Genomic DNA, 21734 nt, shown 5'->3' on the forward strand with positions numbered 1-21734 from the left:
GAACAGAATGAAACCGACAAACCATCTTGAGCGCGCAGCGCTGATTGCGCCCGATTACATTGACGCTCACGGCCGCCCCCAGCAGGTCTCTTCACTGACGCGCGAGCGCCTGCTGGGGCTGCTGCGGCCGCAGGATGCCAGCGCGTCGCCGCTGCCGCCCGCGGCTGTCTTTCGCCAGGGGGAACCGCTGGCGCTCTCGCCGACGCTTTTCACACCGGCCAGCTGGCTGCTGATCAGCGAGGCGGGCGAGCGCTGGTCAGGCCGCTGCGCGCCAGGCGAGACGATTGGGCTGCCTGCGTTGCCGGAGGGCTATCACCAGCTGACGCTGGAGCATGAGGCACAGCGCGACAGCTGCTGCATTATCGTCACGCCCGCGCGCTGCTATGAGCCGGCCGCGCTGCTGGCGGGGGAGTCGCTGTGGGGCAGCTGCATCCAGCTCTATACGCTGCGATCGGAGAACAACTGGGGCATTGGCGACTTCGGCGATCTGCGCCGGATGATTATCGAAACGGCGCGGCGCGGCGGTGCCTTTGTCGGCCTGAATCCGCTGCACGCCCTGTTTCCGGCCGAGCCGGAGAGCGCCAGCCCTTACAGCCCCTCTTCACGCCGCTGGCTCAATATTCTCTACATTGATGTTAACGCCGTGGTTGATTTCCAGCAGAGCAAGGCGGCACAGCGCTGGTGGCAGCTTGCGACAACGCAGCGGGCGCTACAGGCCGCGCGTAACGCCCGGTGGGTAAATTACAGCGCCGTAACGCACCTGAAGCTGGAGGGGTTACGGCTCGCCTGGCAGCAGTTCCGCCAGCGCGATGCGGAGGATGCGGAGGTAATGGCTTTTGACGCCTTTGTTGAGGCGGGCGGCGACAGCCTGCTCTGTCAGGGGGTATTCGACGCGCTGCATGCCCAGCAACGAGCGCAAAACAGTGACAGCCACGGCTGGCAAAGCTGGCCGGATGCCTTACAGCACCCCGACAGCGCCGCCGTTCTGGCGTTTCGCATTGAGCACGGCGATGAGGTTCGTTTTTATCTCTGGCTCCAGTGGCTGGCAGCGCAGCAGTTCGCGGCATGCTGGCAGCTCTGTCAGCAGCATGAGATGGCAATTGGTCTCTATCGCGATCTGGCGGTGGGGGTGGCGCGCGATGGCGCAGAAACCTGGCGCGAGCGGGAGCTTTACTGCCTTGAAGCGAGCGTGGGCGCGCCGCCCGATATTCTTGGCCCGCTGGGACAAAACTGGGGCCTGCCGCCGATGGATCCGCAGGCCATAGTGGCCCGTGCCTATGAGCCGTGGATTACGCTGTTGCGCGCCAGTATGCAAGACTGTGGCGCGTTGCGCATTGACCATGTTATGGCGCTGCTGCGCCTCTGGTGGATCCCGCAGGGCGAAAGCGCGGCGGAAGGGGCCTATGTGCACTACCCGGTAGAGGCATTGCTGGCAATTCTGGCGCTGGAGAGCCAGCGCCATCGCTGTATGGTCATCGGCGAAGATCTCGGCACGGTGCCGGAGGCCATTGTCGACAAGCTGCGCGACGCCGGCGTTTACTCCTACAGGGTGCTCTTTTTTGAGCAGAGGTCAAAGCGGGCTTTTCGCGCACCAGCACAGTGGCCGCGCCAGGCAATGGCGGTAACGACAACGCACGATATGCCGACGCTGCGCGGCTGGTGGCACAGTGACGATCTGCGCCTTGGCAGCGAGCTGGGGCTCTATCCCGATAAGGTCATTCTGGCCGGGCTCTGTCGCGATCGACTGGCGGCAAGAAAGGCGCTGGCGCAGACGCTGCTGCGCAGCGGTGATCTGCCACCGCGCCAGCGCTATCTGCGTGGCGGAGCACGCATGACCAGCCTCCTCAGCCGGGCGATTATACGCTACCTGGCGGGCACGCAGAGCGCACTGCTTGGCCTGCAGCCGGAAGAGTGGCTCGATATGGCGACGCCGGTGAACGTGCCTGGCACCACCGACAGCTACCCGAACTGGCGGCGCAAACTCAGCGCAACGCTGGAGGAGATGTTCAGCGATCCGACCGTTGACAGGCTGCTGGCAGAGGTGGATCGCGGCAGGAAGAGGATGAAATAGCGGATAACCGTCAGCTCGCTGCGTGCGGGCTGACGACTATTTCCGTCAGGTTTTCCTGGCCGGTTTTAATACGACGCGATTCTTTCAGGCGACCATATCACCGCTCAGTACGTTGCACTTGCGACAAACAACGGCCTTTTAACAAGCGATACACCTGTAAAAAAGGTGCGCCGTAGCGCACCAGGTGGGGCAACTCAGCACTGTCGGGGCAGCTTCACCCCTTGCCTTTAACACTGCTGATAAAGGTTTTGCGCGCCGACGTTGAGCCCAGCCGTTCCGCCTCGTCCAGCAGCTTAAGGGCTTTATCGATATTGCCCTGATCCACTGCCTGACGAATGCTCTGATTAAAGTAGCTCTCGGTATCGTCCACCAGCGGAGCAGACGATGTGGCGGGCGTGGTATGCACTGCGGACTGGATTACCGGCTGCGTGTTGCCGACCGTGACCGGTGCCGGACCAGAGGAGCCGAACAGCGGGCCCACCAGAATCGAGGACGCGGCGCTGGTCGAGACTTTCAGCCTGATTTTTCCGTTCAGGCCGTGACGCGCCACAGGATCGGGGATGTCAGGCACGGCATGGCCGGTGCCTCTGGCGTAGGCTTTTGCCGGATCGACCAGCGTGGTGGTCTGACTGATATCCTGCGCGGTGGTGAAGACCAGCAGATAGATTTTTTGCTGGCCAAGCGCCGGCGTCAGCTTCATCACGCCTTCCAGCCGGTCTGCACTCATGACGCCCGGCTGCTGGTAGGTAAAAAAGCGGCTCGGGAACCAGGCGGCGGGGCGCAGGTTTTCATCAAGCACCAGCACGTTAGGGGCGAAGACCTGATTGTGTGTTACCTCGCTGCTCAGCGTTACCCTGAGCTCGCCCTGATTCGCAGGCAGGCTGTAGGCGGCAACCGGCCCGGTGATACCCGCTACATTGAGCTGTGTACCTCCCTGCGACAGCAGGGCCGTCTGCGCGCGCGAGGTATCGGCGGGCTGCCAGCTCAGGCGTTGTAGCGTGGCCGCAGGGATGGCGGGGGCGGCAGAAAGATCCTGCGGCACCAGGTTGATATCAGCGTGCGCGGGCAAGGCAAGGCTGGTCAGCAGTGCTGCGCTCAGGCAGAGCGCGGTAAGCGTTTTCTTATTCATTTTTTTGCTCTCAACAGGCTGTGGGACAGTCGCCAGGCCAGGCAATGGCCGCGGCTGCCCTGAAACGCCGTACGTCAGGCGTACGGCTTCTGTTATTCAGGTCAGGAATGGCTTACCACCAGATTTCCATCTGCGCGCCGAACGTCCACTCATCGTTGTCGCCGCGGCTGTTGGTAAAGAGGCCGTTGCCGGTGCTGTCCGCTGCGGCCAGCGAGGTCAGATCGCCGGAGGCATCTTTGCTGTAGCCCCATTTCTCATCCCATTTGGCGTAGGTAGCGAACAGGCGCAGCGCCGGACGTGACCAGATGCTGTCGCCAGCCTGCCACTGCTGGGCAAGCGTGATTTTGTACTGGCCGTTGCGTTCACTCACCTGCTGCGATTTGACGTTGTCGTAGCCGACTTCCAGCAGGGTACTCATGATCGGCGTCCACTTATACATCGGTCTCACGCCAACGGTGTACCACTCGGTGCCGCGGTTGTTGTCGAGATCGGTATTCTGGTACATCGCCACGTACATCAAATCCCAGCGGTCGGCGAGCGAGATTGCACCGTGATCGAGAACGCGGTACATACTGCCGTTGTTGTTGATGTTGGTGCCCTGCGGCAGCCCTTTGCCCTGCGACGTCAGCGCATCGGTAGCGTACTGCAGCACAAACTTGTTGTAGCCCTTGAGCATGCTCTGGGTATGCTCCGCCGTAAACATCCAGCCATCCTTTGATGCACCGTCGTCCAGGCGATAGCCGTCGCGGGCGTTGGCGCGGCCATAATCGACGCCCAGCTCCAGCACGCCATCCGGGTTAGTTTCCAGACCGGCCAGACGGACGTCGAAAACGTCATTGGCGGTGCTGGTGGCGTAATCGCGGATGCGATCGCTGGAGAAGGTATAAGAGCCGCCCGCTTCTGAGGAGCGCGTGGCCGCAAAGGAGAGCTTGCCAAACCCGAGATCCACATCTTCCAGACCGGCACCCGGACCGGAAATATCCCAGTAGTAGAAGTCGATCATGTGCACGTCATGACGCTGGTAGAAGCGTTTACCGGCCCAGATGGTTGAGCCTGGCAGCGCGTCAATCAGGTTTTTACCCTTGACGTTGGCCTCACGGAAGGCGGGCGAGGTGGCCTCCCAGTCATTCTGCTGAGAAACGGAGTAAGCGACGTTGGTATCAAAGTAAAAGCTCTTGTCGCCCTCTTTCCACACTTCCTGACCCAGCTTCAGCTCAGCGTAGGTTTCGCATTCGTTGCCCAGACGATATTTACTTTGTGCGCCGGTGGCCTGAAAGCACTGCTGTTCGCCGCCGCTGCCGGTCCAGCCGATGCCGGAACGGGCGTAGCCGGTAAAATCGACCGCCATCGTCGGGCCCGAGAGGGTGCCCACCGCGATGGCGACAGCAACGGGAAGTTTGCGCAGAGTGATCATTTTCTATCTCCTGAGGTGATTGCTTTTATTGTTTTGCAGGGCTAAACACCAGGCTCCTGATGCAGCCTGCGACAGGCGCTCCCGTCCTCACGGAACAGGTGACAGCGCTCCGGTGGCAGGCCAATGCTCATCAGCGCGCCCTCTTCTACCAGCACGACGTCCTCCTGGCGATAAACCAGGTTTTGACGGATAGCGGGGATCTGGATATGGATTTGCGTTTCGTTTCCGAGCTGCTCGACCACCTGCACCTCCCCCTCCAGCGTGACATCGGCAATGTCGCTGGAGAGCAGATGTTCAGGACGGATGCCCAGTGACATATTGCTGCCCACCTGCACGCCCGCACTTTCGACGGGCAGCCAGATGCGCTGATCGTTTGGCAGGCGCACCTGCACCTGATCGATCGCCGTGGCGGTAACTTTGACGGGCAGGAAGTTCATGCGCGGCGAGCCGATAAAGCCCGCAACGAAGCGGTTCGCGGGATAGTGATAAAGCTCGAGCGGCCGGCCGACCTGTGCAATGCGGCCGGCGTCCAGCACCACAATTTTGTCCGCCAGCGTCATCGCCTCGATCTGATCGTGGGTGACGTAAATCATGGTGCGCTTCAGCCGCTTGTGCAGACGCGAGATCTCAATGCGCATCTGCACGCGCAGCGCGGCGTCGAGGTTAGAGAGCGGCTCATCCAGTAAAAAAACGCGCGGCTCGGCCACCAGCGTGCGGCCAATGGCCACCCGCTGGCGCTGACCACCCGATAGCGCTTTGGGACGCCGATCGAGCAGGTGTGCCAGCTGTAGCACTTCCGCCACCTGAGTGACGCGCTGCTGGATCTCGCTGCGCCTGGCGCCCGCCAGCTTCAGGCCGAATGACATATTTTCCGCAACGGAAAGGTGCGGGTAGAGCGCATAGGACTGAAACACCATGCCGATACCGCGCTCGGCGGGGGGGACCTCGTTCATCCGCTGACCGCCAATCAGCAGATCGCCACGGGTAATGGTTTCCAGACCGGCGATCATGCGCAGCAGCGTGGATTTACCGCAGCCCGACGGGCCGACGAACACCACAAACTCCCCTTCGCCAATTTCCAGATTAATGTCTTTTGACACCAGGGTCTCTCCCCAGGCCTTGGTGACATTGCGTAACGTGACGCTCGCCATGATGCTTTCCTCTCCGCTTACTCACTCTTGCCTGCATCACCGCAGACAGACTCCGGCGACCACTATGGAAAAGGTTGTGTCAGTGCACATCCTCCGCCACTGACGGTTTAGCTGGGGGATGAGAGAGGAGGAGGAGAAGGGTTACAACGGGGCAGCGCGAGCGACGCCGGGCACTTTTTTGTGATCGGCTACGCAGAGTTGCGGCGGCAGGAGTGTGCGCCAGACCGTGAAAACCGGCTGGTTTTGCTACGGGGATCACGCGCTGGCACAGGCAGGCGTAGAGCGCAGGAGGATGAGAAACCCCAGCGGATCGCCACACTGTGGGGGAAAACGATTTCCGTTTCCGCTAACAGGATGGAGTTATGACGACAATTAAAACCGGCACGCGTATTTTTGCCCTTTCCGCCCTTACGGCCATGCTGTTTTCGGCCTCGGCCATCGCGAAGATCGAAGAGGGAAAACTGGTTATCTGGATCAATGGCGATAAAGGCTATAACGGGCTGGCCGAAGTTGGCAAAAAGTTTGAGCAGGACACCGGCATTCACGTCACGGTCGAGCATCCCGATAAAATGGAAGAGAAGTATCCGCAGGTAGCTGCCACAGGCGACGGCCCGGATATTATTTTCTGGGCGCACGACCGCTTTGGCGGGTATGCCCAGTCGGGTCTGCTGGCCGAGATCTCGCCGGATAAAAGCTTTCAGGAGAAACTTTTTCCCTTTACCTGGGATGCGGTGCGCTTTAACGGCAAGCTGATCGGCTACCCGGTGTCGGTTGAGTCGCTGTCGCTGATTTATAACAAAGATCTGCTGCCTGCCCCGCCAAAGAGCTGGGAAGAGATGGCAGCCATTGACAAGCAGATGCGTGCCAAAGGCAAAAGCGCCATTATGTTCAACCTCCAGGAGCCGTACTTTACCTGGCCACTGCTGGCCGCGGGTGGCGCTTACGCCTTTAAAAAGAACGACAGCGGCTACAACGTCAAAGAGACCGGTGTCGATAACGCAGGGGCGAAAGCAGGCATGCAGTTCCTGGTCGATCAGGTTAAAGCGAAAACCCTGAACGCCGATACCGATTACTCAATCGCTGAAGCGGCGTTTAACAAGGGGCAGACCGCAATGACCATCAACGGTCCCTGGGCCTGGAGCAATATCGACAAGAGCGGCATTCACTACGGCGTGACGCTACTGCCAACGCTGAACGGTAAACCGTCTAAAACCTTTGTCGGCGTACTGAGCGCCGGGATCAATGCCGCCAGTCCAAACAAAGAGCTGGCAAAAGAGTTCCTTGAAAATTACCTGCTGACGGACGCCGGGCTGGACGCGGTGAACAGAGATAAGCCGCTGGGAGCGGTGGCGCTGAAATCCTTCCAGCAGACGCTGGAAAAAGATGAGCGTATCGCTGCCACCATGAACAACGCACGCAGCGGCGATATTATGCCGAACATCCCGCAGATGGCCGCCTTCTGGTATGCGATGCGCACCGCCACGCTTAACGCCCTGAGCGGCCGCCAAAGCGTCGATGCCGCATTGAAAGATGCTCAGGCGCGCCTGAACAAGTAATGCTTCCTCTAAAGCCGGTTTGCGCCGGCTTATCACGGGTTGTTAAGGAACCGAATCATGTCAGAAAAACCGAAAACAGGCCGCGCGGGCCAGTTGCTGAAGCGCGTTCTCGTCGGGATCTGCTGTCTGCTGGTCGGCTACCTTCTGGTGCTGATGTATGCGCAGGGCGAATATCTGTTTGCGCTGCTGACGCTGATCGTCAGCGCGACGGGGATCGGGATTTACGCGAACAGGCGCGCCTACGCCTGGCGCTATGTCTATCCCGGCCTGGCCGGGATGGCGCTGTTTGTACTGTTTCCCCTCGCCTGCACCGTGGCCATCGCCTTTACCAACTACAGCAGTACCAACCAGCTGACCCAGGAGCGTGCGCAGCAGGTGCTGCTGAGTCGGCAGTATCAGGATGGCGCGGGTATGAATTTCGCGCTCTATTCGGCGGGCGAACGCTGGCAGCTGGTGCTGAGCGACGACAGTGAACATTATGTCTCGCCGCCGTTCGCCTTTGGCGGCGAGCAGCAGCTCAGCCTGACGCGCGCCACACTGCCAGCCGGCCAGCGTGCGACGCTGAAGGTTGTGACCGGCAACCGAAAAGCCCTGAGCCAGGTCCGCGCCCGCCTGCCGGACGGCCGCGAGCTGGTGCTCAGCTCACTGCGGCAGTTCTCCGGCACGCGGCCGCTCTATCAGCTGATCGACGATCGGCGGCTCAAAAATCAGCAAAGTGGTGAGCTCTTTCAGGCCAATAAGGAAACCGGCTTCTTTCAGCGCGTCAACGCAGACGGCAGCTGGGGCAGTGAGCAGCTTAGCCCCGGCTTTACGGTGAATGCGGGCTGGAAAAATTTTGTGCGGGTCTTTACCGATGAAGGCATACAGAAGCCTTTTCTGGCTATCTTCGGCTGGACGCTGCTCTTTTCCCTGCTGACCGTGTTGCTGACCGTCGCGGTGGGAATGGTGCTTGCCTGCCTCGTGCAGTGGGAGGCGCTAAAGTGCAAAGCGATCTATCGCGTGATGCTGATCCTGCCCTATGCCGTGCCAGCGTTTATTTCGATACTGATTTTTAAAGGGCTGTTTAACCAGAGCTTTGGTGAGATTAATGTGCTGCTCAACGCGCTGTTTGGCTTCCAGCCTGCCTGGTTTAGCGACCCGCTGCTGGCTCGCAGCATGCTGATTATCGTCAATACCTGGCTGGGCTATCCCTACATGATGATCCTCTGTATGGGGCTGCTGAAGGCGATACCGGACGATCTGTATGAAGCGTCAGCGATGGATGGCGCCGGACCGCTGCAAAACTTCTTTTTAATCACCCTGCCGCTGCTGCTGAAGCCGCTGATGCCGCTGATGATTGCCAGTTTCGCGTTTAACTTTAATAACTTTGTGCTCGTACAGCTGCTGACCAATGGCGGGCCTGACCGCCTGGGCACGACCACCCCGGCGGGTTATACCGATCTGCTGGTGAACTATACGTGGCGTATCGCCTTTGAGGGCGGTGGCGGGCAGGACTTTGGCCTGGCGGCGGCAATCGCCACGCTGATCTTTCTGCTGGTGGGGGCACTCGCGGTAATTAATCTGAAAGCCGTGCGGATGAAGTTTGACTAAGGAGGCGTTATGGCTATGGTACAACCCAAATCGCAGAAGCTGCGTCTGCTGCTCACCCATCTGCTGCTGATGGCGTTTATCGCCGCGATTCTTTTTCCGCTGCTGATGGTTATCGCCATCTCGCTGCGCACCGGAAACTTCGCCACCGGCAGCCTGATCCCGGAGCAGATATCCTGGGAACACTGGCGGCTGGCGCTGGGCTTCAGCGTGACGCACGCCGACGGCAGCGTCACACCGCCCCCCTTCCCGGTGCTGCTCTGGCTGTGGAATTCGGTAAAGATCGCGGGCATTAGTGCAATCGGCATAGTGGCACTTTCCACCACCTGCGCCTATGCTTTTGCTCGCATGCGTTTCGCCGGACGTGCCACCCTGTTAAAAGGAATGCTGATTTTCCAGATGTTTCCGGCGGTGCTGTCGCTGGTGGCGCTCTATGCACTGTTCGATCGGCTGGGGCAGTATCTGCCGTTCCTGGGACTGAATACGCACGGCGGCGTGATTTTTGCCTACCTGGGCGGCATCGCACTGCACGTCTGGACGATTAAAGGTTATTTTGAAACCATCGACGGCTCACTGGAAGAAGCTGCCGCACTGGACGGTGCCACGCCCTGGCAGGCGTTTCGTCTGGTGCTGCTGCCGCTCTCCGTGCCCATTCTGGCGGTGGTGTTTATTCTGGCATTTATCGCTGCGGTAACGGAAGTGCCGGTCGCTTCGCTGCTGCTGCGGGACGTTAACAGCTATACCCTGGCGGTCGGTATGCAGCAGTATCTTAATCCACAGAACTATCTGTGGGGCGATTTTGCCGCCGCTGCCGTGCTCTCTGCTATCCCGATCACGCTGGTGTTTTTACTGGCGCAGCGCTGGCTGGTCAGCGGCCTGACGGCGGGCGGCGTGAAGGGCTAATCTCTTCATCATTGCAGTGCCACTGCTTCCTCAATACTAACCATTATTGAGGGTTTTTGGCGGCCTACGGGCCGCCGTTTTTATTTTTGCGGGTGCGCCGGCGGATACTCCCTCAGTCCTGAGACGTCATTTTCCAGACATATTTTCCTGCGGCGCCGATATATCCCCGGGCATCAGGCGAAGGTGATGAGCAAGACGCAATAATGGAGATTTCATCCGAATCATTGATAGCGCAACGCGCGCGGTATGCGCGAAGAAACTACACGCTTTTTAAACAAAAGGTGAAACGGCGGGGTAGAAGTTGCAGCAACGCGTACAGGGCATTATGCTGCTCCGGTCGTGCGTTATAACGCACAGATCGCCGCTATGTTGTCATCGTTTACGGGTGGAAAACCATGTCCCGCTTTCTTTCATTCGCCGTTCTGATTTCCGGGCTTATCAGCCAGATGGCCTGTGCCCTGACATATCCTCTGCCGGCAAACGGAAATTATCTTGTTGGTCGCACACTCACTATTACCCTCCCTGAAGGAAACCGCCGCCCGCTGGAATATTACGCCGCCCAATATGGCACGGGGTTGAGCAATTTACTGGAGGCCAACCCAGGCGTCGATCCCTTGCTGCCAAAGGGAGGAACGCAGCTGGTTATTCCGCAGCAGATTATCCTGCCCGACGCGCCTCGCCAGGGTATCGTGATTAACAGTGCCGAAACGCGGCTTTACTACTATCCCAAAGGAACAAATACGGTGGTGGTACTGCCGGTGGGGATCGGCATGATAAATGGCATCACGCCTGTTAACTGGGTAACCCGGGTTGAACGTAAAAAAGCGGGACCCTCCTGGACGCCCACCCGGCATGAAAGAGCCGATTATCTGAAAGACGGGATTTCGTTACCCGCGACTGTTGGGAGCGGCCCGCAAAATCCGATGGGAAAATATGCCTTATATATAGGCAGGCAGTATGCCATTCACGGCACCAATGCTGATTTCGGTATTGGTTTGCGCGTGAGTCATGGCTGTATTCGGCTGCGAGACAGGGATATCGAGTATCTGTTTAACCATGTTCCGGTGGGCACGCGCGTGCAATTTATCAATCAGCCCGTGAAACTTGCCAGAGAAAAAGATGGATCGCGCTGGCTGGAAGTACATGAGCCACTGTCGCAAACCGAGGCGGATTTAGCCTCCAGCGAGAAACTTCCGCTGCCTGTCAATCCTGAGCTTTTAAAAGCAATTCAGACCGGACACAGCGATCCGGCCATTATTGATGAAGCAATGAACAGGCGTTCCGGTATGCCGGTAAAAATCTCCCGCTTTTAATGTCAGCATCGTGGGAGTATGGATAGCGAATGCCGGGGTTGTTAATGGCAGGCCCAAAGGCTGGCCACCTGGCGTGGCCAGCCTGTGGCCTATTTCTGCGACTGATCTTTGCGTTCGTCGAGAGTCTGACGGTATTCGTCCAGAAAAGGTTGCTCCGCCGGATCGATACGGTCCATGCCGCTGGTGAAGCGGTGCCAGTAGGGATAGCGCGGTGCGGGGCGCGTCACGCGTTCAATGCGCTGGCGCTGCTCATCGCTCAGGGTTAGCCCGAAAGCGTTAAGGTTTTCACGCAGATGAGTTTCGCTGCGGTTGCCGACGATCAGCGCGCTGACGCCGGGACGCTCTGCCAGCCAGGCCAGACAGACCTGTGCGATTGAGGCGTTAATCTCTTTCCCGACCTGCTCCAGCACCTCGATCACATTATAGGCGTGCTCCATATCGTGCACGTAGGGTTCCGGCCAGCCGCTGCCCTGTCGCGTTGATTCGGGTGCATTACCGTGACGGCTGACCGCGCCGGTCAGCAGACCTTCGCCCAGCGGCCCCCAGATCAGCGTGCCGATCTGCTGGTCAATTGCCATCGGCAGCAGCTCGAACTCCGCTTCTCGCGATTCTGGCGTGTAGTAGATTTGCTGGCTAACGGGTTTGAGCAGCTGCTGCTCGCTGGCGCAGCCTAACGTCTTCATCATCTGCCATGCGGTGTAGTTTGAGGTGCCGAAGTAGCGAATTTTGCCGCTTTTCACCAGGTCTTCCAGCGCGCGCAGCGTCTCTTCAACCGAGGTGACGCCATCCCAGTTATGGATCTGATAAAGGTCGATATGATCGGTTTTGAGCCGACGCAGGCTCGCTTCGCATGCGGTTATAAGATGATAACGGCTGGCCCCACTCTGGTTTGGACCGTCGCCGAGCGGGCTGCGCGCTTTACTTGCCAGAATGACGTTGTCACGTTTATCACCCAGCGCCTCACCCACCACGTCTTCCGCACCGCCCATTGAATAGAGATCGGCGGTATCGATCATATTGACGCCGTGATCCAGCGCAATATCGATAAAGCGGCGCGCTTCGCTGGCATTAACGTTGCCGGTTTTTTCAAATCCTGCTTTGCCGCCGAACGGGACGGTACCTAGCACAAACTGCGAGACCAGCAGGCCTGAGTGACCCAGTTTCCGGTATTGCATTTACTTTCCTCCTCTACTGCGCAAAAAGGCGATCGTAATCGCAACGGGGTTTACAGATGTTTTATCTGTTCAGGGGAAAAAGCGTAGGAGAAGACTGGATACGGCGCAAATAGCATGCATGCTGACAGGCAGGGAGGATAACCGGATAAGCTTGTCATTGCGCCCACTCATTAATCGTCACCTGTAGTGATATCAGTCTGTATTTACGAATCACACGGTGGGTCGCACAATGACAAGGCGAAATGCCACATTGTAGGGCAATCATCTGGCAGAAAGAGAGGTAAACAACCCGAGAATAGTGCTATTAACGCTTCGGTTATAGATGGCACGGTAAATGCTTAAAAGAAAGCGTCGTGTTAAAACCGGAGCAGTATAATGACAAGTTCAGTATTAAACGAAGTCGAGGTTTCTCAGCATATAAAGAAATGGACTCAGCTGTTTCTGGGTTTGATGTGTATGATAGCCATATCCAGCCCACAATATGTCTGGGCGCTTTTTACCCGGCCATTAATGGAGAAATTACACGCGCCTCTGTCAGAAATTCAGATTACCTTTTCGCTCTTAATTATACTTCAAACCTTTTTTTCACCGCTACAGGGAAAATTAGTTGATCGCTTCGGTCCGCGTTTGCTGATTACTATCGGTACGCTTATGGCGGGAATAAGCTGGATGCTGGTTTCGCGCCTTGATTCTCTTTTTGAGCTCTATCTTTATTATGGTGTGATTGGCGGACTGGGCACCGGGATTGTGTATATCGGCGTGGTCGGATTAATGGTTCGCTGGTTTCCGGAAAAAAGAGGTTTTGCAACAGGTATGGTGGCAGCAGGTTACGGAATGGGAGCCATTCTCACGACCTTTCCCGTCACCGCATCACTGGCATCATCAGGCCTGGAAAAGACTTTCTGGCAGTTTGGCATCATGATGGCGACTGTCGGGTTTATTGCCAGCCAGGGGCTGCGTATGCCTAAACAGGGCGTAGCGGTGCATGCTGAACAGCAAGCAGTGAGGGAAACAAAAAGCTTTAGCCCAAAACAGATGCTGCGACAGCCTCTCTTCTGGCTGATGTTTATCATGATGACCATGATGTCGACATCTGGACTGATGGTCACCTCGCAGATGGCAATATTTGCAGAAGATTTTGGCATGACGTCCGTGACGATTCTCGGTATGGCTGCCCTGCCGTTAGCCATGACAATAGATCGATTTATGAATGGCCTGACGCGGCCTGTCTGTGGGTATATTTCCGACCGCATTGGCAGAGAGAAAATGATGTTTTTCGCGTTTGGACTGGAGGGCATTGCCATGACATTGTGGCTGCTGTGCAAGAGCGATCCTGTATTATTCGTGCTGCTTTCCGGTCTGGTTTTTTTTGGCTGGGGCGAGATATTCTCACTGTTTCCCGCGACGCTCACGGATACGTTTGGTACGCGTTTCGCGACAGCAAATTATGGCTGGCTCTATATTTCTCAGGGCATAGGCTCGGTGCTGGGTGGGCCGGTGGCAGCATTACTTTATCAGCATTCTCATAGCTGGAGCATGGTATTCGGCAGTGCTATTACGCTCGATATTGCCTGTGCTTTACTGGCTGTTTTTGTATTAAAACCCTGGCGGGCTCGTTTTTTATCTGCGGTATAGCCGCTCTTTTCAGGCAGGCTTAATAAATATTGTTGAGTCTGCTTTCTTTATTTCATTCGTATTTTCTGTCTTCAGTCTAATAAAATTCACTCTCCCTGGGTTTTATTCATCTGGCAGGTGTCGATTTTTTCAGATGCGACCGCCGGCCAACGCTCTTGTTAAAGACGCGACCCCTGCCGCTATCATTCTGACGCTTCTGCGCCTCGCTTTTCCCGCCTGAAGCGGCATGATCGGCTAACTTCATATAATAAGACTTATACAAACTCTGAGACATCGATCAGGAGAGCGAGTATGATTCGAGGGTGTCGCATCTGAAGAAAAAAAATGATGGCCGGGTATCAATAAAGGGTCGACAGACCGGTAAAAATGACAACGCTACGCGAAATCTGTCGGGTTCTTCCCCTGCTTTTTTATCAGATTTTACGTAGCGCACTCACCTGCTATTTCACGGAGACGTTCCATCATGATGGATGAAATCATCCCCTCACATGCGCTGATGCCGCTTTCTCAGTCGGACGACGATCTTGCGCAGCATCTGCGTGAATTTGTCCAGGACAAAGAGGCTTTTGCGCCTAATACCTGGCGACAGCTGATGAGCGTGATGCGCGTCTGTCATCGGTGGGCTTCGGCAAACAACCGCAGATTACTGCCTATGTCACCTGAAGATCTGCGTGACTATCTTAGCTATTTACACTCGCTGGGACGCGCTTCTTCCACTATTGGTACACATCAGTCGCTGATTGCGATGTTACACCGTAACGCAGGTCTTATCCCGCCGTCGACCTCGCCGCTGGTATCCCGAGCAGTCAGGAAAATTAATCGCGTGGCCGTGGTAGCGGGCGAGCGCACTGGCCAGGCGGTGCCTTTTCGTCTCAGTGATTTACAGAGGGTTGAGGCTGACTGGGCACAACAGCCGAGCCTGCGTAATCTGCGCGATCTCGCCTTTCTTCACGTGGCTTACAGCACGCTGATGCGTATCAGCGAGGTGGCGCGTTTTCGCGTAGGGGACGTCATGCGGGCGGAAGATGGTCGAATTATCCTTGAGGGATCGTGGACAAAAACCATTCTGGATACCGGGAGTCTGGTAAAGGCGCTGGGCTCGCGATCCTCCGAGATTTTAACGCAGTGGCTGGTTGCCTCCGGGTTAATCAATGAGCCCGATGCCTTTCTTTTTTCTCCTGTTCACCGCTCGGGAAAAGTGAAAGTGACGACCGATCAACCGATGAGTACGCCAGCGCTGAAAAGCATCTTCACCCGTGCATGGGAGGCGGCTGGCCCCGGCAGCCCGGCAAAACCGAATAAGAATCGCTATCGCCGCTGGAGCGGTCACAGCGCGCGCGTCGGCGCCGCGCAGGATCTGGCGCGTAAAGGCTACTCCGTCCCGCAGATTATGCAGGAAGGCACCTGGAAGAAACCCGAGACGCTAATGCGCTATATCCGCTATGTTGAGGCGCACAAAGGGGCAATGGTTGATTTTATGGAAAATAACGAAGAGTAGGCGACAGAGTTATCCACAGAAAAAGTGGACAGCCTGTGTGAAACTCAGGGAAAAGACGCGGCGAAGCCCTCATTTAAGCGGCGGACTCGCCGAAACCGGGAAGAAATAGCAACGCAAATACATCAGGTTAGAGGTTAAGCTGCCCGTTATGCATTTATGTCATGGCTGTATGAACCTGTTTTCGCCCTTTGACCCGCTTTTTCTGAAATGGTTCGGAGTAAATTGCTGTCAGCCTCATCCTTTTCTCTTTTCCACTCTGTGCGAGTACGGGGGCATATAGCCCATCAGGACTTCCTCTGCTCTTATCTGCCTCGCTGATGATAGCTGCATTTCTCGGTGGCGATGTTCGCTGTAGCGTAAGAGGAGGAGATTCGCCACGACTGCCGGTCAGTAATATTCAGGTCTGGCACTATGTCAGGCTTTTTACGCCGCCCGCGGAGACCGGTTACAGACAGCGAACCAAATAGTTACAGCATTCATTTCTGCTGATAAACCAGTTTTCCGGCCTTCGGCCGGCGGGCGGCCTCTCCAGAAGGTCATTCCAGGCGCATGTCTGAGGTTTGCACGTAAAACTGGTAAAGCGTGCACGCAGCCTGTCGGTCGCACAGTTCCTCTCACTAACGGGCACGGCGTTTCCGAAGCAGGAAAATAAGAATGCTTACTAGGCATGCTGTAACTAAACAAAGCGTTTATAGTGGGTATCATGGCCATAATGCAGTGTTTATTGCAATCAATAACAAGGTGCTTGTCTTACGCAAAGGGTAATGCCAACGCAGTATGCGAGTGCATTGAAAGCATGTTTAGTGAGAGGCATAAGTCTGCCGGTTCTGTTTAACAGCGCGACCATCACTTTTATGTACAGATCTCCGGGTACAGGTTTTTCATCAGAAAAGCGGCTGAGCGGAAAAAGCGTTTCCGGGTCAGGATGGTATTGATAGCGGTTCTGGTCGCGTCACTGCCTGCCGCAACACGGCCAGACAGCCTTGCCGTCAGACCGCATTTTCAACCCGCCTGGCTGCGGCGTGGGCGCGGAGTTTCTTTCTGACTGATTTAATCCTTCCTGAGCCCACCGTTTATCATTAAGTTAAGTGCGAAACGGAAAGAACAGGATGTCGTGGTTTTACGACATCCACTCTGAAAGCGATAATACAGGAGAGTTCCGGTTAAGGTTTATGGAGAGCGAAAAAAGACGTAAGTAAAAGGTCAGATGGGAAGAAAGCGCTTTTAAAACGTTCCGACCTGTTTTCAACGCACTGGAGTACCGGTTTTGATACAGCCCCCTGCCCTTTTGAACCAGACAGGCTATGCAGAAGCCTCATGATTTTTTATTGTCCCTTATTTTCCGTTCAGTAACGGTTTTACCGACTTAAAAAGTAAGTCTGTTGCTTATAAATCAAAGTAACGGCCATCGTTCTGTTGAGGAGTATTTCCCACCCAGGTCATGTAAAGCGATGCTGTCTACTGTTATCTGAACAGCATTCCCTTTCATTACTCACCATGCGCAACAGCTGGTCTGTACTGACAAAATTGCTGAACGAGCAGGTTTGGTTATCTGTTACCAAAAGTATCAAATTTTAGTTTTATACTGATGAATAATCGTTTACAACACGTGAGGCTAACATGTCATTAACATGATACCCCACCCTTAAATAAGCACCCAGCCACATTAACAAATACAATTCAACCAGTGATCGGCGCATAAGTGATATTGAGATTATCGTCCGTTTCAAAATGAATTTCACATCGTTAAATCTGCAAAAGAGCCTGAATAACTCTCTGCAATTATTGCCACATACATCACTCAACACCGCTGACCAGCAAAATAAAAAACACTTTCATTTCATGGACATGAATAACTTAATGCGTTTTTTAATCCCGTCCTGGCACAGCAATTGCTCTCTGTATAAAAAAACAATGCTGGAGAAAGTTAAATGACGTACAAAATTTTACTTCCACAAGAGATCATGCAGGAAGGACGAGAATATCTTGAAAGTCGCGGTTATGAGTTAATTACCGGTTCCGGTATGGAAGAAGAGGATATTATTCGCGATATTCCCGACTGCGACGGGATTATTGTTCGGCTCTCTGTGATGTCCGATCGCGTATTTAACGCGGCCAAAAAGTTAAAGGTGGTGGCGCGTCACGGTGCAGGTTATGACACTGTCGATCTGGCATCTGCAAAACGTCATGGCGTCACCGTACTCAATGCCCCTCTAGCCAACAGTATGTCAGTTGCTGAGCTGGCAATTTTTTACATGCTGCATTGTTCTCGTCATTTCAGGCTGGTCCAGGAGAAGATGCTTGAAGATTATTACTGGGCAAAACTGCGCACGCCAAAAGTCGAGCTGGACGGTAAAACCCTCGGCCTGATTGGCGTTGGCAATATTGGTTCTCGCGTAGCGATCAAAGCGCTGCACGGCTTCAATATGAAAGTTATTGCCTTTGACCCTTATAAATCTCAGGAACAGGTACCTGAAGGAGTAAGGTTAATTGACGACGTTGCTCAGATATTCAGAGAGAGCGATTTTGTCTCACTGCACTGTCCTGCTACAGCCGAAACCCATGACTTTGTTGGTGAACAGCAATTTTCAATGATGAAACCCACTGCTTACTTCATCAATACCGCACGCGGCAAGCTGGTCGATGAGAATGCCCTTTACCACGCTCTCTCGACCCATGCCATCGCCGGGGCAGGTGTCGACGTTTTGAAAACAGAGCCATTTGATCCCGCCGATCCCCTTTTTGCCCTCAGCAATATTGTCATTGGTCCGCATATCGGTGCTGCGACGAAAGAAGCCACCGATCGTGCCTCGCTGCACTCAGCCATTGGCGTTGACGAAGTCTTGTCCGGAAAAAAAGCGTCCTGGCCGGTACCGGGTTTTTAAGGAGAACATCATGTCTACTGGAAATCGTGTTTTTACCCGACGTCCCCCTTTCGATATTACGTTGCTCAAAGCGTATCAACAGCTCCCCTCTGCCAATATCGCCGATACCATGAACCGTATTGCTGTTCTTGGCAACGGCATCAGGCTTCTCTCCTCACCGCAGAAACCGATCATGGCGGGCTATGCCCTGACGGTGAAGGCGCGTGCAGGTGACAACCTTATGCTGCATGCCGCCCTGGATATGGCAACGGAAAACGATGTCATCGTGGTCTCAAATGAAGGCGATCGTTCCCGCGCATTGATGGGCGAGATCATGATGACCTACGCCTGCTACTGCAAAAAAATCGCCGGGATTGTGCTGGATGGGCCGATTCGTGACATCGAGGCTATTTCACAGATGAACTTTCCGGTCTTTGCGACCGGCTCAAATCCGGCTGGCCCGTTTAAAGAAGGTCCCGGCGAAGTTAATTCGCCGATTGCGGTTGGCGGCGTGGCGGTCTGTCCGGGCGATCTGATCGTTGGCGACGCTGACGGCGTCATCGTGGTGCCTCTGAGCGATGCGGCCACCCTGCTCGATAAAGCCCAGGAATACTCCCGATTTGATGCCGCAAAAGTGGCCGCCGCGAAAAATGGCACCGCTAACCGCGCATGGGTCAGAAAATCACTGGATGAAAAAGGTGTTGAGTTTATTGACGATCTCTACCGCTAACGAACATCCATAATGGAAGCCTGCGCGCCCGGCGGATCGGCGCGCAGTTGCACAATACAGGTATGTACACATGCTTTATCTAAAACTCTTGCCTATCCTTTTTTTCCCTGTGCTGTTCTGGCTTATGCCTCATCCGACAGCAATAACGGCACAGACCTGGCATATAGTCGGGATCTATCTTGCCATGCTTTGTGGGCTGATACTGCGCCCCTTCACCGACGCGGTTATTATGCTCATTATTTTAGGGTTCGCCGCGCTGGTTATCGATCCTGCTCCGCTGTTTGCAGGATTCGGGAGTCCCATGGTCTGGTTTATTATCAGCGCCTTTATTATTTGCAAAGCCTTTGTTATTACCGGTCTGGGTAAACGTATCGCCTATCTGTTGCTGAAGCGCTACGGAAAAAACACGCTGACCCTGGGCTATCTGATGATGGTGACCGATACCGTACTGGCTCCCGCCACCGGGTCAAATATGTCGCGCTCCGGCGGCATCACCTACCCTATCTTTCGTAATATTGCTGAGGCGCTGGGATCCACACCGGAACATAACAGCCGTAAAATCGGTGCCTGGCTCACTATCCTGATGTATGTGGTATCTATGGGTACCTCAAGCCTGTTCCTGACCGGTATGGCCACTAACTCGATTACTGTCTCGCTGGCCAACGAGATCATGCAGGTCAATCTTGAATGGCTGGTATGGTTTAAAGCTGCTGTCCTGCCTGCCGGGCTGGTGCTGTTAGTCGCACCGTGGCTCCTTTATAAACTTTACGCGCCCGAGCTGAAAACCATCACCAACGTCAACGATATTGCCAGCAGCGGATTGCGTGAACTTGGCCCGATGAAGCGCGAAGAGAAACTGCTGATTGTCTTTTTTGTGCTGGGTGTGCTTGGCTGGATGACCGGCTCCCTCACCGGTATCAAATTTATACCGGTTGGCCTCGCCTTTCTTGCCTGCCTGTTGCTCTCTGGCGTGCTGAGCTGGGAGGATGTCGTGGGCGAAAAATCGGCCTGGCAGACGTTTGTCTGGTATGGCGCATTTTACGGCTGCGCGGTCGCTCTTTCCAGAGGCGGTTTCTACGTCTATCTGGTTGAAGTCATTAAAAACTATCTTGACCTGTCGCAGCTGAACGAGATCAGTGCGCTCGGCGTGCTGGTGTTTATTAGTTTGGTGGTTCGCTACTTCTTTGTCTCCAACAGCGCCTTTGTCGTCTCCTTCTATCCGGTGCTCTTTACCCTGGGAATGACAACCCAGGCCAGTCCAGTATATATCGCGCTGTCACTGGCTTTCTCTGCAGGTTATGGCGCGCTGTTGACCCACTACGGCAACGGGGCCGGCGTATTTACCTTCTCCAGCGGGTATGTTCCGCAAAAAACCTTCTGGCTACTGGGTTCTATTATGGTTCTGGTTAACGTGTTGGTTTACTTCGTGATTGGGATCCCCTACTGGAAAATCATCGGTCTGTAACAGGGAAAAAGCACTATGAAACTGGATATTCTGATTAAAAATGGCCAGGTCGCTGATCTTGAGAGCGCAAGCTATGTGGATCGACACATCGGCGTCGTGGGTAACCGCATTGTTGATGTGCAGACCCTGGCGGACGTGAAGGCTGAAACAGTTATTGATGCAGCAGGCTGCATTGTTTTGCCGGGGCTGATTGATTTCCATGCCCATGTTTTTTACGGCGGCACGGCCATCAGCGTCAACCCTGACATCCTCTGCCTGCCAAACGGAGTGACCAGCATCGTGGATGCCGGCAGCAGCGGCTGGGTCAATTACAAACTGTTCCGCAACAGCGTTATCAACACGGCTCAGACACGTATTAAAAGCTATCTTAATGTGGTCAACGTCGGACTTTCCACACTGGGCGGCGGGCCAACGGGCTACCTGGAAAACACGAATCCGGGCAACTTTAACGTGGAGAAAATAAGCCAGACGCTGGAGGACAACCGCGACAATATTCTTGGGTTGAAACTGCGTTACAGCCAGGATATTGCCAGCGGACGCCATTTCTCCGGCGATCCTTTTTATGCCACCGTCAGGCTGGCCCGCGCGCTAAAGACCACACTATGTGTTCACGTCACCGATTCGCGCCTGACAGCCGATGAACTGATTAGCCACTTCCAGACCGATGATATTTTCGCGCACTGTTTCCACGGCACCGGCAACGCCATTCTGAACGAGAAGGGCGACCTGTTCCCGGCTATTAAAGAGGCGAAGGCGCGCGGCGTGATCTTTGATTGCTCCAATGGCGTGGCGCACTTCGATTTCAACGTGGCCCGTCGCGCCATGGAACAGGGATTTAATCCCGATATTATCAGTACTGACCTGACGCTGCGTAACAGTCTGCGCACGGACAAGGTTTTCAGCCTGCTGTTTATTATGTCGAAGTATCTGAACATGGGCATGTCGTTTTTCGATGTGGTTCGGGCGGTGACTGACACACCTGCCCGCCTGATGAGAATGCAGGGTCAGACGGGCACCCTCGCAGCCGGAGCGCTAGCCGACATTGCTATCGTGAAGGTGCGTAAAGAAAAGATCGTTTTTGCAGATACCCAGGGAACGTTGCTGGAAGGCGACCGCTATATCGATAACTGCGCCACTCTCAGCAATGGACAAATCGTCTATCGGCGCCAGCGGTTTTGAGCCGTCGTTAAGAGATATCCTTTTTAGCCTGCGTCCTGATGATGCGCAGGCTTTTTCATTTTGC

Annotated in this window: 15 protein-coding genes; 11 read left to right on the forward strand and 4 right to left on the reverse strand. The window is 55.2% G+C overall.

Features of this window, described 5'->3' with window-relative positions:
• Window positions 1-7 precede the first annotated feature (7 nt).
• Window positions 8-2071 carry a 4-alpha-glucanotransferase gene (gene malQ, locus HP564_RS18190; RefSeq protein WP_371245239.1) on the forward strand — a complete coding sequence of 688 codons (2064 nt, stop codon included), beginning with the start codon at window positions 8-10 and terminating at the stop codon, window positions 2069-2071.
• A gap of 214 nt (window positions 2072-2285) precedes the next feature.
• Here the strand turns inward: malQ and malM are convergent, their stop codons facing one another.
• The 3 genes from malM to malK form a co-directional block, all read right to left on the reverse strand.
• Window positions 2286-3200, reverse strand: coding sequence for a maltose operon protein MalM (gene malM / locus HP564_RS18195; RefSeq protein ID WP_371245240.1), 915 nt, complete (start codon window positions 3198-3200; stop codon window positions 2286-2288).
• 112 nt (window positions 3201-3312) lie between these two features.
• A complete protein-coding gene (locus tag HP564_RS18200) occupies window positions 3313-4614 on the reverse strand; it encodes a maltoporin (protein WP_371245241.1) in 1302 nt (433 codons plus the stop codon).
• Window positions 4615-4655: 41 nt separating this feature from the next.
• A complete protein-coding gene (malK, locus tag HP564_RS18205; protein WP_371245242.1) occupies window positions 4656-5765 on the reverse strand; it encodes a maltose/maltodextrin ABC transporter ATP-binding protein MalK in 1110 nt (369 codons plus the stop codon).
• Window positions 5766-6127: 362 nt separating this feature from the next.
• Here malK and malE point away from each other — a divergent pair, with 362 nt between their 5' ends.
• The 4 genes from malE to HP564_RS18225 all read left to right on the forward strand — a co-directional run bounded on the left by malE (window position 6128) and on the right by HP564_RS18225 (window position 11124).
• The gene (malE, locus tag HP564_RS18210) at window positions 6128-7321 is read left to right on the forward strand and encodes a maltose/maltodextrin ABC transporter substrate-binding protein MalE (protein WP_371245243.1); all 1194 of its coding nucleotides are present in this window, start codon (window positions 6128-6130) and stop codon (window positions 7319-7321) included.
• A gap of 57 nt (window positions 7322-7378) precedes the next feature.
• Window positions 7379-8911, forward strand: coding sequence for a maltose ABC transporter permease MalF (gene malF / locus HP564_RS18215; RefSeq protein WP_371245244.1), 1533 nt, complete (start codon window positions 7379-7381; stop codon window positions 8909-8911).
• A 9-nt stretch (window positions 8912-8920) separates the two neighbouring features.
• On the forward strand, window positions 8921-9811 hold the full coding sequence (malG, locus tag HP564_RS18220; RefSeq protein ID WP_371245245.1) for a maltose ABC transporter permease MalG: 891 nt from the start codon (window positions 8921-8923) through the stop codon (window positions 9809-9811).
• Window positions 9812-10206: 395 nt separating this feature from the next.
• Window positions 10207-11124 carry a L,D-transpeptidase family protein gene (locus tag HP564_RS18225; protein ID WP_371245246.1) on the forward strand — a complete coding sequence of 306 codons (918 nt, stop codon included), beginning with the start codon at window positions 10207-10209 and terminating at the stop codon, window positions 11122-11124.
• Window positions 11125-11213: 89 nt separating this feature from the next.
• Here HP564_RS18225 and HP564_RS18230 read toward each other — a convergent pair whose 3' ends face one another.
• Window positions 11214-12299 carry an aldo/keto reductase gene (locus HP564_RS18230; protein ID WP_371245247.1) on the reverse strand — a complete coding sequence of 362 codons (1086 nt, stop codon included), beginning with the start codon at window positions 12297-12299 and terminating at the stop codon, window positions 11214-11216.
• A 375-nt stretch (window positions 12300-12674) separates the two neighbouring features.
• Here HP564_RS18230 and oxlT point away from each other — a divergent pair, with 375 nt between their 5' ends.
• The 6 genes from oxlT to HP564_RS18260 all read left to right on the forward strand — a co-directional run bounded on the left by oxlT (window position 12675) and on the right by HP564_RS18260 (window position 21670).
• Entirely contained in the window at window positions 12675-13934 is a 1260-nt protein-coding gene (gene oxlT / locus HP564_RS18235) for an oxalate/formate MFS antiporter (RefSeq protein ID WP_371245248.1), read from the forward strand.
• 466 nt (window positions 13935-14400) lie between these two features.
• Window positions 14401-15432: a tyrosine-type recombinase/integrase gene (locus tag HP564_RS18240; protein ID WP_371245277.1), complete on the forward strand. Its 1032-nt coding sequence runs from the start codon at window positions 14401-14403 to the stop codon at window positions 15430-15432.
• A gap of 1931 nt (window positions 15433-17363) precedes the next feature.
• Window positions 17364-18317, forward strand: a complete 954-nt coding sequence (locus tag HP564_RS18245; RefSeq protein WP_371245249.1) for a hydroxyacid dehydrogenase — start codon at window positions 17364-17366, stop codon at window positions 18315-18317.
• 10 nt (window positions 18318-18327) lie between these two features.
• Window positions 18328-19026, forward strand: coding sequence for an RraA family protein (locus tag HP564_RS18250; RefSeq protein ID WP_371245250.1), 699 nt, complete (start codon window positions 18328-18330; stop codon window positions 19024-19026).
• A gap of 70 nt (window positions 19027-19096) precedes the next feature.
• Window positions 19097-20491 (forward strand): DASS family sodium-coupled anion symporter, encoded by a 1395-nt coding sequence (locus HP564_RS18255; RefSeq protein ID WP_371245251.1) that lies wholly within the window; start codon window positions 19097-19099, stop codon window positions 20489-20491.
• Window positions 20492-20506: 15 nt separating this feature from the next.
• The gene (locus tag HP564_RS18260; protein WP_371245252.1) at window positions 20507-21670 is read left to right on the forward strand and encodes a metallo-dependent hydrolase; all 1164 of its coding nucleotides are present in this window, start codon (window positions 20507-20509) and stop codon (window positions 21668-21670) included.
• Window positions 21671-21734 lie beyond the last annotated feature (64 nt).

Origin of the sequence: Pantoea sp. KPR_PJ (assembly GCF_041386365.1) — a bacterium.
In the GTDB taxonomy this organism is placed as follows: Bacteria; Pseudomonadota; Gammaproteobacteria; order Enterobacterales; family Enterobacteriaceae; genus Pantoea.

Bases quoted from the DNA above. Each gene is read 5' to 3' on its own strand.
- malF (WP_371245244.1), top strand. From the start codon at position 7,379: ATGTCAGAAAAACCGAAAACAGGCCGCGCGGGCCAGTTGCTGAAGCGC.
- HP564_RS18250 (WP_371245250.1), top strand. From the start codon at position 18,328: ATGTCTACTGGAAATCGTGTTTTTACCCGACGTCCCCCTTTCGATATT.
- malQ (WP_371245239.1), top strand. From the start codon at position 8: ATGAAACCGACAAACCATCTTGAGCGCGCAGCGCTGATTGCGCCCGAT.
- HP564_RS18225 (WP_371245246.1), top strand. From the start codon at position 10,207: ATGTCCCGCTTTCTTTCATTCGCCGTTCTGATTTCCGGGCTTATCAGC.
- malM (WP_371245240.1), bottom strand. From the start codon at position 3,200: ATGAATAAGAAAACGCTTACCGCGCTCTGCCTGAGCGCAGCACTGCTG.
- HP564_RS18200 (WP_371245241.1), bottom strand. From the start codon at position 4,614: ATGATCACTCTGCGCAAACTTCCCGTTGCTGTCGCCATCGCGGTGGGC.
- oxlT (WP_371245248.1), top strand. From the start codon at position 12,675: ATGACAAGTTCAGTATTAAACGAAGTCGAGGTTTCTCAGCATATAAAG.
- HP564_RS18230 (WP_371245247.1), bottom strand. From the start codon at position 12,299: ATGCAATACCGGAAACTGGGTCACTCAGGCCTGCTGGTCTCGCAGTTT.
- HP564_RS18245 (WP_371245249.1), top strand. From the start codon at position 17,364: ATGACGTACAAAATTTTACTTCCACAAGAGATCATGCAGGAAGGACGA.
- malE (WP_371245243.1), top strand. From the start codon at position 6,128: ATGACGACAATTAAAACCGGCACGCGTATTTTTGCCCTTTCCGCCCTT.
- HP564_RS18260 (WP_371245252.1), top strand. From the start codon at position 20,507: ATGAAACTGGATATTCTGATTAAAAATGGCCAGGTCGCTGATCTTGAG.
- HP564_RS18255 (WP_371245251.1), top strand. From the start codon at position 19,097: ATGCTTTATCTAAAACTCTTGCCTATCCTTTTTTTCCCTGTGCTGTTC.
- HP564_RS18240 (WP_371245277.1), top strand. From the start codon at position 14,401: ATGGATGAAATCATCCCCTCACATGCGCTGATGCCGCTTTCTCAGTCG.
- malK (WP_371245242.1), bottom strand. From the start codon at position 5,765: ATGGCGAGCGTCACGTTACGCAATGTCACCAAGGCCTGGGGAGAGACC.
- malG (WP_371245245.1), top strand. From the start codon at position 8,921: ATGGCTATGGTACAACCCAAATCGCAGAAGCTGCGTCTGCTGCTCACC.